The following is a 10,796-nucleotide window of genomic DNA, read 5'->3' on the forward strand; positions in this document are numbered from 1 at the left end:
ACAAAAAGCCATAACCAGGATGAATCATGGTCGTTTGTGATTTTTTTGCTATTGCTATAATTTTATCTATATCAAGATAGGTCTCTTTCGCTGTTACACCAGACAATAACCACGCTTCGTCTGCAAGTTTAACGTGTAAGCTGTGTATATCATCATCTGCATATACCGCAACGGAATGAATACCCAAATCTTTAGATGCTTGAATAATGCGAACCGCAATCTCACCTCGATTGGCAATCAGTAATTTATGTTGTTTATTTTTCATGATCTTGGATGTCCATAAATTCTGTGATTTTGCGGAACTGGATGAAACTGTCTGAAGGAATTTGTGCAACTAAATCGAGATGATAAGCAGCTACTGTCGCGATGACGGGATACCCTCCTGTAATCGGATGGTCACGCATAAACAAAACAGGCTGACCATTTGGGGGGATTTGCAAAGCACCGATGCTACACCCTTCACTAGGAAGTTCATGCTCAATTTCTCGTTGCAAAGCATGTTCCCCATGCAGCCTCAAGCCAATCCGATTGCTTTCTGTAGTTACGAGCCATTTTTGTTGGAAAAGTAACTCCAAACTAGAAGTTTTAAACCAATCCGTTCTTGGCCCTAAATGGAGATCTATCACAATCACATCACCCTGTTTTGGCATAGCGATAGAGCTCTGGCTCAAATCCACAGAATGAGTTTTCAATTGTGTCGATGCAAGCTCATCGCCAATCTTTAAAGGTAATGCCCCTAACTCAGCCAAACTGTCATAACTAGCACTTCCTAGAATGTTTTCAACCGCTAAGCCACCCCGCACTGCAAGATAATTTCTCACCCCAGTTTTAGTGACTGCCAAATAAACCTCATCCCCCTGATCAAGTGCAATCGGTTGGTATAGAGAGACTCTAACTTTTTCTCCCTGTGCATATTGCACCGAAAGTTCCGCATCAGCGCCAGTAACAGCAATCACTGTAGGTTTTAAAATACTGAGAACAAGGCCACCATTGAGTATTTCCAAGGCAGCGGCATTTTGAGAATTACCTACAGCTAAATTGGCACTTTGAAAAGAAGTCTGATCCATTGCACCAGCTCTACCTACGCCCATTTCTGCCATGTTTAGGCGGCCAACATCCTGTATAAGCACCTGTAAACCAACTTTTTTAACACGTAAAACTGCTTCATTTTCAGTAATTCGTTTTTCCGAAATTGGCACTGTATTGGGAACACAAATTTGTGTGGGTTGATGTGTAACATCTTTGAAAATCACTTGATCATTCGGCAGCAACAAAGCAGGTTGTTCTCGTTGAACATCCCACATTTTCAGATCAGTTTTCCCAATCAGTTGCCATCCACCAGGACTATCTTTAGGATAAACACCACTATATTCACCCGCCAAGCCGACTGAACCTGAAGTAATTTTTTTACGGGGTGAAGCCAAGCGCGGAATGCTTCCAAAGGGAGGCTCATCACTCACTAAATAAGCAAAGCCTGGTGCAAAACCAATGAACGCAGCACGCCATAAGGTTTGGCTATGTTTGTAAATAAGCTCAGAAATACTTAACCCAACAAGATCTGCAACATTCTCAATATCCTCACCGTTATAACGCACTGGAATAACCAATTCTTTACCAATAAGTACCGCATCATCTAATATTTTCAGTGAGCAAATCCACTTAATTAGGGTCTGTGAATTGATAAATATAGAATCAAAATAAACCAAAATCGTCCGTGCAGCTGGAACAAGCTCTCGAATATAAGGATGTTGTGCATGTTGTAGTGTTCGATATGCAGCTATCGTATCTTGTAAGCTTGTAAATTCAATTAAAAAAGCATTTGCATTGACCGATAGAAATCTCATATCAGCTCTCATTTATGCTATTGAGTCAGTAAAAGAACGTACTTGAATTTGATGCTGAGTTAGGGTCTTTTTTATCACGTTCGCAATTTCCACTGCACCTAATGTATCACCATGTAAACAAACCGTATCTGCCTGAATTGGTGTAAATACACCTTCAATAGACATGACTCCACCCTTTTGAATCATGTCTAATACTCGTTGTGCAATTTGATCGGCATCATGTAAAACAGCTCCATCTTGGCGACGAGATACTAATCTACCATCACGATGATAGGCACGATCTGCAAATGCCTCTGAAACGACATTAACACCTTGTTGACGCGCAAACTCAATTAAAGGTGAGCCTGCTAAAGCAACTAATACCAAGGAAGCATCATAAGCAAGTAATGCATCGATAACTGCTTGAGCCTGATTCAAATTAGTTGCAATGGTGTTATAAAGTGCGCCATGTGGTTTTACATAACGAACCGTTGTTCCTGCAATTTTAGCTAAGCCTTGCAACGCTGAAATTTGATATAACACATCAGCAAATAACTCATCATAAGCAACATCCATATTACGACGGCCAAAACCGACAAGATCAGGATACGAGACATGTGCCCCAACAGATACATTGAATTGAGCAGCTTGCTTTAATGTTTTTAGGATACTTTGTGGATCACCTGCATGGAAACCGCAGGCAATATTCGCACTACTGACAATCGGAAGAATCTGTTCATCATTGCCCATTTTCCATGAGCCATAGCTCTCACCTAAATCGCTATTTAGATCAATATACATATAGCCTTCCAATTGCTTTTTTTCATTTCACATACGTATTTTAGCAATATACTCGAAACGCTCAGTTTAACAACACTGGTTTTTATGTATTTTATAAATCAACATCATAGCTTTAACATAGAATCAATTTAGGCCACATTATATTTTTATATAGAATAGAACTTCTAACCCAAGGCTCTTTTGAGTTAGAAGAAATTTTTAATCACTTATTTCATTAATCGTAAATACAGCATGTGTGTCGCACTGGTGTGACGGATATGATCAGGGCGCTTATAAAAATACCTTTCACTTAATCCATCCCCAGATAGATCTTCAGCTACGATATAGCCCATATTCTCCACAGATTGATGTAAGTCTTTCGGTCTAAACTGTCCTTTTAAAGGTTCTTTTAAAAAACGAGTAAATTGTGAGACGAATAGACTCCCAAAACGTTCAATACCCGCTAACTCTCGATAATCAATCGAATAATCTAAGACCACTTCACTTCCTTTCGCAGCAAAATTAGCAATACTTTCCAAAGTTTTGAGTGTAGTTTGAGGCTCAAGGTAATGCGTCGTACCTAACCATGAGTAAAATGCGGGTTGATCTTGCTGAAAGCCACTACGTGCTAGAGCATCAGCGATTGACTCTTTTTCAAAATCAATAGAGACGAACTCTACATTGGCAGGAATCTCACCAAATTCTTTTAGTTTTTTTTGTTTGGCTGCTTGTGTATCAGGATGGTCAACTTCAAAAATTTTTAATGCTGGATAATGTTGAGCTTGTCTCAAAATAAATGAATCTAAGCCTGCACCGACTAATACATACTGTTTTACGCCACGTTCAATTGCTTCATACAATTGATCTTCAGCATAACTCGAACGCCCTACAACTTGTCCTGTCAGCAGGCCGAGTGTTCGGTTAAATACAAGAGAATTCATCACTTTAACAGTAAGTGACGTCGTAAGGAGCTTTTTCCAACCTTTGCTGGTCAGCTCAAATGCAAATGGATCTGAAAATACTGGATTTTCTGCATGTTGAAAGTGGTTCGCACGTAATGCCGCTGCCGCCTCAGCCGTACGACTTGATTGTCCTTCTTTCATATATCGTTCCTAATTTATTTCTATCTCGCAAAAAATAAGCAGTAAATTTCACCCTAAGATAAAATTTACTGCCCTTTAATCATTTGATAAATGACTTATTATTTTGTTTTTTCAGTTTGGTATGTAACTTGATAATCATTTAAGTCCATACGTTTTAAACGCTTTTTCAATGCTTTTAATGACCACGGCCAAGCCGCAAAGTTACGACCATTTGCATCCAAGTAATAACTCTTACAACCGCCTGCATTAAATACAGTCGTTTTCAGATGTTTTTGTACTAAATCATTATGCTTCTTGATCACTTCAGGCTTGATATTTAACTTAGCAATACCCTTCTCTTTGATTTTGAGTAAACCATCAACAATATAATCAAGTTGTGCTTCTGCTAAACCAATGAATGAATCATAAACAAGCACGTTTGGCCCTAAGATCAAGAATCCATTTGGTACATTCTCGATACTCGTGCCTAAGTACGCTTCTGGAGAACTATTTTTCCATAAATCATTTAAGATTTCGCCTTTCTCATTTTGAACGCGCTTACCAATAGGTGGATGCGATACCTCAAAACCTGTACCCCAAATAATCACATCTACTTCATGACGTTCGCCATTTGCAGAGACAACTGTATTTCCTTCAACTTTCACCAAACCGTGAGGAATGAGCTTAGTATTGGGTTGTTGTAATGCTGGATAATAGTTGTTAGCGAATAATAAACGCTTACAACCAATGGTAAAGTTTGGCGTTACGTTTTTACGTAATTCAGCATCTTCAATTTGGAAGCGTAAAATCAATTTTGCAAGTTCACCCACTGGTTTTAATACAGCTGGGTTACGTAAACCGAAGTTAATTGCATTTAGTGATTGAGCAACTGTTTTACGCCATGTTTTTTGAATGAGCGGGAATTTCTCAATAAGTGCCTTACTCACATCACCTAAATCAGTATCAGGCTTTGGTACAACCCAAGGTGCAGTACGTTGGAATACATAAAGTTCTTTGGCTTTAGGTTGAATTTGAGGTACAAACTGGATTGCTGATGCACCTGTTCCAATAACAGCAATACGCTTACCTGTTAAATCATAATCATGATTCCATTTCGCTGAATGGAACATTTCACCTTTAAATGTCTCTAAACCTTCCAATTTAGGGATTTGAGCTTCAGTAATTGGACCTGTTGCAAAAATTGCAGTACGCGCTAAGAATTGACCTTTGCTTGTGTCCATTACCCATAGATTACGCTCATTGTCCCAAGCTGCTTTGAGCAATTCAGTACCAAATTCAATTTTTGAACTAACACCAAAGTTTTCACTTACTTCTTCTAAGTAATTTAGAATTTCAGGTTGACGTGCAAATAAGTGACTCCATTTCGCACTCGGTGCAAATGAATATGAATACAGTGCTGAAGGTACATCACATCCGCAACCTGGATAAGTGTTTTCACGCCATGTACCACCTACACGCGTTGCTTTTTCAATGATCTTATAGTTTGTATAACCCACTTGATCTAAACGAATTGCAGTTGCAATACCAGAGATACCCGCACCGACGATGAACGTATCGTAGATATGTGATGGTAAAGCCTTTCCTTCAGCTGAATCTAATTTTTTTGCTTGAGCTGTCATTTCAAAATTTCCTTCATTTACGTTACTCAAATAAGCTTTGCTTTACTTGGGCTTTTGCTTATTTCAGTCTTAAAAACTTTTTACCAATTCGGTTTACTTCATCAATCGGTATGATGTACCTAAGAATTTTGCGTATAAGTTCGGAGCAGTACGCTTCATTAACCAGAACAACTTGGCATCGATTTGTGGAATGGTATAAAGCTGATCTTTGTCCAAACGATCTAGAGTAAGTTTTGCTACTTTATCGCTCGTCGTGAATGCCAGATTGGTCAATGCATAATCCAAAAGACCTTTATGTGGAACTTTGCCATTTTTAATAATGTTGGTTGGAACTAAGGTTGGACACAACACATTTACTTTGATGTTATGTTTTCTCAGTTCAGCTGAAAGTGTTTCTGATAAAGCACGAACACCAGCTTTGGTCACGTTATAAGCCGTCATTTCAGGCGCTGCGGTATACGATGCGGCAGACGCGACATTGATAATTGCACCGCGACCAAGCTGCTTAAATTTAGGTACAAAATAGTGACAACCATGGACAACTCCCCATAGGTTTACATTTGCGACCCATTTCCAATCATCTAATGTCATTTCATCAAACTTGCCACCAAGGCCAACACCTGCATTATTAATCACTAGCGTCGTAGGATGTTGCATCAATTGTTCAGCTTGCTCCGCGAGTTTCTCAACTTGCTTAGCATTGCCCACATCGCATTTGACTGCGAATGCCTTTGCACCAAGTTCCTCAATTAAAGCCACTGTTTCTTTTGCGGCATCTAAATCAATATCAGAACAAACAACTGTGCCACCACGTTTTGCCAATTCAAGTGCAAAACTACGACCAATACCACTACCCGCACCTGTCACTACTGCAAAAGCATTTTGGCTAGGCTTTATTTTTTTACCAAATAATCTCATATTTGTTTTCCAACAATCTTGTATTTACATTGACCAAGTTATGCAGATGCTGCACGTACAGGTGGTACAAATTCTTTAAGAAAATAAGGGCTTAATAAACCTGTTTCAGGATTTAATAAACGCTCTTTGTAATACTCCATATACGCTGTCGTATCATGGTCATTTGGATGGAAACTCGGACGTAGATATTCAAGAATATGCATGAAACTACTGCCGAATACCCCACGCTTACTACCAAAAAGTAAAGCTGTACTTTCAACAATATCTTTCATGTAGCGAGGATTAATTAAATTGCTTGGTTTACGAACAAATGGCATCAAATAACCACCTAAAGACACCCCGCCTAAAATGGTTAAACTTGCTAATAAGAAACCTGTGATTCGAACCCAGTAGTCACCTGACAGTTCTAAAAATACATCATAAGCAATATCTTTATGTTCAGACTCTTCCAACATGTGCCACATCCACATCGCACGCTGTCTTTCATCTTGTGAACCAAGTAAGTAATCTTCATGTTGCATCATGAACTCAGCTAAAACAGCCGTGTAATGTTCGATACCTGCCATCAATGACAGCTGCATAGCATTTGGTAACTTATAAATTCCGTACTCAAACACCTTATCTGCAATCGCACGAAGTAAATCCACTGGATAACCATTTTCTTTCAATACTTCATCATTGAATTGATTATGGATTTTGGAGTGAATTGCTTCCTGCCCGATCAGCGAAGTCAGTCTTTGTTTTAAAATCGGATCTTGGATAAACTCACGATGATGACGCGCGGTTTCAATAACAACATCTTCACCAAAAGTCAGAAAAATAGACAATGCATGAAAGTATGATGTCGCTAATTCTTTATTTAAAAAGAACCTCTCATCCAATTCATCTGGATTAAATTTAAAATCAAAATGGCGAATCGGAATCGGAGACTTATTCGCAAAATTTTGAATAATTCCCTGATATTTAGTACTCAATTTGTCTGAGAAAACATTTCGTAAAACTTGAGCGACCATGGTTTGATCCCCACTGAGAGTAAAAAGTAAAATCGATGCACAGCAAATCAATTTGAATCGTAAAATTGTCTATAAGATTATTTCTGAAACTTTAACAATTCGATGCTGAAAATCACGTTAGATCACGGGCTTATGAATACTTGTCAAAAGTCATTTCAAATTGAATTTTTCTAAGTAATCTCACCGCATAGTGCGCTAACAAAATATGACCAACAAGAACCAAATTGCTCATTACGCCATGAACACTTTTGCCAATTCAAATGATTAAATTTCATTGCACACTAACGATTAAAAATGTACTAGAAATCAAGCCGCTTGGACTTTTGGCGTAAATTCTTTAACAAAGAATGGATGTAACGCACCACCTTCAGACAACAACTTTTTCTCGTAGTATTCAAAATACTCAGTTGCATCATGATCATTTGGATGGAAATCAGGACGTAAATAGTCAAAAATTCGACCTTGCGTACTACCAAATACACCGTCTTTCGGACTAAAAATAAGCTTTACGCCACGACGTGCGTCACGCCAGAATTTTGGTGTAAACAATTCTTGTGGTTTACGTAGTAAAGGAACCATCGTTGCGGAGAATGGAATCAAGCCAAGAATGGTGAAATATGCAAGGAAGAAACCTCCCACACGTAATGCATAATTACCGTTTAAAGTTTGATAAACGTCATACGCCACATCTTTATGCTCCGACTCTTCCAACATATGCCACATCCACAAAGCACGAGTTTTAGCGTCATCAGAGAAATAGAAGTTCTGCTCATGCGCCATCATGTATTCGGCTAAAACGGCAGTAAAATGTTCAATCCCAGCCATGAGTGAAAGTTTTAGCGGTTGAGGAAATCTTAGGAAAATATGATCGAAAAATTGTTCGCCAAGGAAGCGATACAACCTAACTGGATAATCAAGATCGACAATCGCGTCATTAAATTCATTGTGCAATTTTGAATGAATTGCTTCTTGACCAATTAATGATGTTACACGTTGCTTTAAAATTGGGTCTTTCAACATATCGCGATGATGACGTGCAGTCTCAATAACTAAGTCTTCGCCGTATGTCAAAAACACTGAAAGTGTCGCGAAAAAAATCGTCGCAAACTGATTGTTCATATAGAATGAAAGATCAATTTGTTTGCCATCAAATCCGATTGCTAAGTGACGAATTGGAATACTTTTTTTACTCGCAAAATCGATTTGCTCAGTTATTGGGTTAGATTTAAATAAACTTAAACCTTTCTTTAATGTGCTAGTAACCATGGCTACACCTACCTACTTCACTTGAGCGTCATTTGCCCTTTTACATTTGGTTCAGGATTATCTCTTTTCGTCTAACTCAATAACTTGCTAAGTTACGAAAAAATATTCGGGAGATTTTTGTGAACCTAACTCTTCACTAAAACCAATGTAAACCGATCTTATGTTCGGATTCAATTCGGGTAAATTCTTCGCTTAAACAGTCATCTTTTAATTTTTATTGAAATAACTTTTTATGATTTTTATAAGATAAAAAGCCCATATACAAAATATATTTAATTAATAAATATCAATATATTATTAAATTTAAATTTTATTTTCCGTAATTTATAGACCTTAAATTTTAATTGGTTTACACAGATTCATTACAGTTAAATCTCATAAAATAAAAAACATGTAATTTTATTTGTTCGGATTATTTAAGCCTATCTTTCATGCTTATGACGGTTATGTTAATCTGACGTTATGTTCGGATTTTAATAATAAGATATTATGGCAACTCGAAAACCACGTCAGTCACGTTCAAAAGTGACTGTAGACACGATTATTGAAGCTGGCTTTATTGCAGTTGCAACTAACGGTACTAGCGGCACAACCACAAGACACATTGCTGATATAGCTGGAGTGAGTGTTGGCTCGCTATATGAGTATTTTAAAAATAAAGAAGAAATATATGACGCTATGGCAAAAACCTTTGTCAAAGAAGTCTTGGATATGGTGAAAGAGCTTACCCCAATTATCATTGAGCAAGAACTAGAACCATTGTTTCAAATGATCTTTTATACATTCAGAGACTTACTCACACGCGATGATGATCGTTATCTGATTTGTCTGCGTTACGCGACAGAGCTGAAATACGAAAAATACATTGGTCAGATTGAAATGGCGCTGATGGAAGTATTAATGAAATATATGATTCGTCATCCACGTTATTTAAAAGTGAATAACCTCAGCGTGACAGCATATATCAGTATTAATAGTAGTATTTTCAATGTCGCGCGTCATTTAATCTTACCAAATCCACAAATTAGCTTCGATGAAATGGTGAAAGGGTTAAGTACAATGATCATCAGCTACATCGAAACAGAACTTGCTAAAGCTGAAAGAGAAACCACCTTAACACATGTATAACAGAGTAAAAAACAATGTTTAGCCTTTCAATTATGCCAAGATTCTATGAAACAGATGCTTTCGGACATATCAACAATACTGTGATTACAGGTTGGTTTGAAACAGCACGAGAACCGATTTTCCGATTATTTAACCCAAGTATGGAAATTAAAAATCTGCCTTTGATTCTTGCACGAGTTGAAGTCGATTTTGTTGCTCAAATCTATTATGGCGCAAACATCGAAATCAAAACATGGATTGAACACATCGGAAATTCATCTTTCGTCGTTGCACATGAAGCGTGGCAGAATGATCAATGCGTTGCACGCGGCAAAGCCGTTCAGGTCTATTTTGATTTTAGTACTCAAAAATCAGATCGTATTCCCGATCAATTCCGCGTCCAGTTACAAGAATATCTAGTGAGCCAATAAATATATTTCCGCTGGAACAACTTTAATTATTTCAGCGGATCAAATTTATTCGCCTAAATCTTCAAGAAAATCGAATGTTGGAACAAAGAATAAACTCCCTGAAACAGCAGTACTGAAATCAAGGATACGGTCAACGTGACCATTTTCTTTACCAAGGAACATATTCTCAAGCATAGTTTTCGTGATGTTAAATGAACGAGAATAACCAATAAAGAAAGTGCCATACTCACCTTCCGTTGGATTAGAGAATGGCATATTGGCTCTAAGAATTTTTAGCTCATTGCCCTCTGCATCATGTGCTTTGCTAACTACGTTGTGTGCATTCTGTGGCTTAACATCATCACCTAATTCAACATCATCATACTTCTTACGACCAATGACTTTTTCCTGTTGTTCAGTAGTTAAGCTTTTCCACATTTCCATGTTATGTAAATATTTTTGGATAAAAACATAACTACCACCAAGGAACTCAGCATCCTCTTGTCCCACATAGGCAATTTCTTTAGCAATTTCATGTTCAGGGTTTTCAGTTCCATCAACAAAACCAAGAATTGCACGCCCATCAAAGTATCTAAAACCTTTAGTTTCACTAATTGGATAGGTTGTTTCTTTGAGTTGATCGTGCAGAATAGAAGCAAGTTCAAAACAAATCGCCATTTGATTAGCACGAATATGAAAAAATAAATCACCCGCAGTTGCTACAGCAGTATGCTTCTCACCTTTTATTTCCTGAAAT

11 protein-coding genes are annotated in these 10,796 nt (G+C 37.7%); 2 read left to right on the top strand and 9 right to left on the bottom strand.

The window, feature by feature from the left end; translation table 11 throughout:
• From B4237_RS04245 to B4237_RS04280, 8 genes are all read right to left on the bottom strand, one after another.
• Window positions 1-265: biotin carboxylase N-terminal domain-containing protein (locus B4237_RS04245; protein WP_286941596.1), on the bottom strand; the 265-nt coding region annotated here is incomplete at its 3' end.
• Window positions 255-1,844, bottom strand: a complete 1,590-nt coding sequence (locus B4237_RS04250; protein ID WP_278595600.1) for a 5-oxoprolinase/urea amidolyase family protein — start codon at window positions 1,842-1,844, stop codon at window positions 255-257. The genes B4237_RS04250 and B4237_RS04245, both read right to left, overlap by 11 nt.
• 12 nt (window positions 1,845-1,856) lie before the next feature.
• The gene (locus tag B4237_RS04255; RefSeq protein ID WP_278595601.1) at window positions 1,857-2,624 is read right to left on the bottom strand and encodes a LamB/YcsF family protein; all 768 of its coding nucleotides are present in this window, start codon (window positions 2,622-2,624) and stop codon (window positions 1,857-1,859) included.
• Between the two features lie 206 nt (window positions 2,625-2,830).
• Entirely contained in the window at window positions 2,831-3,706 is an 876-nt protein-coding gene (locus B4237_RS04260; RefSeq protein ID WP_061392273.1) for a class I SAM-dependent methyltransferase, read from the bottom strand.
• A gap of 98 nt (window positions 3,707-3,804) precedes the next feature.
• The gene (locus B4237_RS04265; RefSeq protein ID WP_278595602.1) at window positions 3,805-5,325 is read right to left on the bottom strand and encodes a flavin-containing monooxygenase; all 1,521 of its coding nucleotides are present in this window, start codon (window positions 5,323-5,325) and stop codon (window positions 3,805-3,807) included.
• Window positions 5,326-5,418: 93 nt separating this feature from the next.
• The gene (locus B4237_RS04270) at window positions 5,419-6,243 is read right to left on the bottom strand and encodes an SDR family NAD(P)-dependent oxidoreductase (protein WP_004880207.1); all 825 of its coding nucleotides are present in this window, start codon (window positions 6,241-6,243) and stop codon (window positions 5,419-5,421) included.
• Window positions 6,244-6,281: 38 nt separating this feature from the next.
• Window positions 6,282-7,256: a metal-dependent hydrolase gene (locus B4237_RS04275; protein WP_004880208.1), complete on the bottom strand. Its 975-nt coding sequence runs from the start codon at window positions 7,254-7,256 to the stop codon at window positions 6,282-6,284.
• A 306-nt stretch (window positions 7,257-7,562) separates the two neighbouring features.
• Window positions 7,563-8,522 carry a metal-dependent hydrolase gene (locus B4237_RS04280; RefSeq protein ID WP_023014400.1) on the bottom strand — a complete coding sequence of 320 codons (960 nt, stop codon included), beginning with the start codon at window positions 8,520-8,522 and terminating at the stop codon, window positions 7,563-7,565.
• Between the two features lie 489 nt (window positions 8,523-9,011).
• On the opposite strand from B4237_RS04280, the gene B4237_RS04285 reads away from it, so the two are divergent.
• Together B4237_RS04285 and B4237_RS04290 are read left to right on the top strand one after the other, a co-directional pair.
• Complete coding sequence (locus tag B4237_RS04285; protein ID WP_004880214.1) at window positions 9,012-9,650, top strand: TetR/AcrR family transcriptional regulator; 639 nt, start codon at window positions 9,012-9,014, stop codon at window positions 9,648-9,650.
• A gap of 14 nt (window positions 9,651-9,664) precedes the next feature.
• Window positions 9,665-10,060: an acyl-CoA thioesterase gene (locus B4237_RS04290; protein ID WP_278595603.1), complete on the top strand. Its 396-nt coding sequence runs from the start codon at window positions 9,665-9,667 to the stop codon at window positions 10,058-10,060.
• 45 nt (window positions 10,061-10,105) lie between these two features.
• Here B4237_RS04290 and B4237_RS04295 read toward each other — a convergent pair.
• The coding region (locus B4237_RS04295) for a Dyp-type peroxidase (protein WP_286941609.1) at window positions 10,106-10,796 on the bottom strand (691 nt) is incomplete at its 5' end.

This window comes from Acinetobacter sp. UBA6526, assembly GCF_002434875.1.
GTDB classification, from domain to species: Bacteria; Pseudomonadota; Gammaproteobacteria; order Pseudomonadales; family Moraxellaceae; genus Acinetobacter; species Acinetobacter venetianus.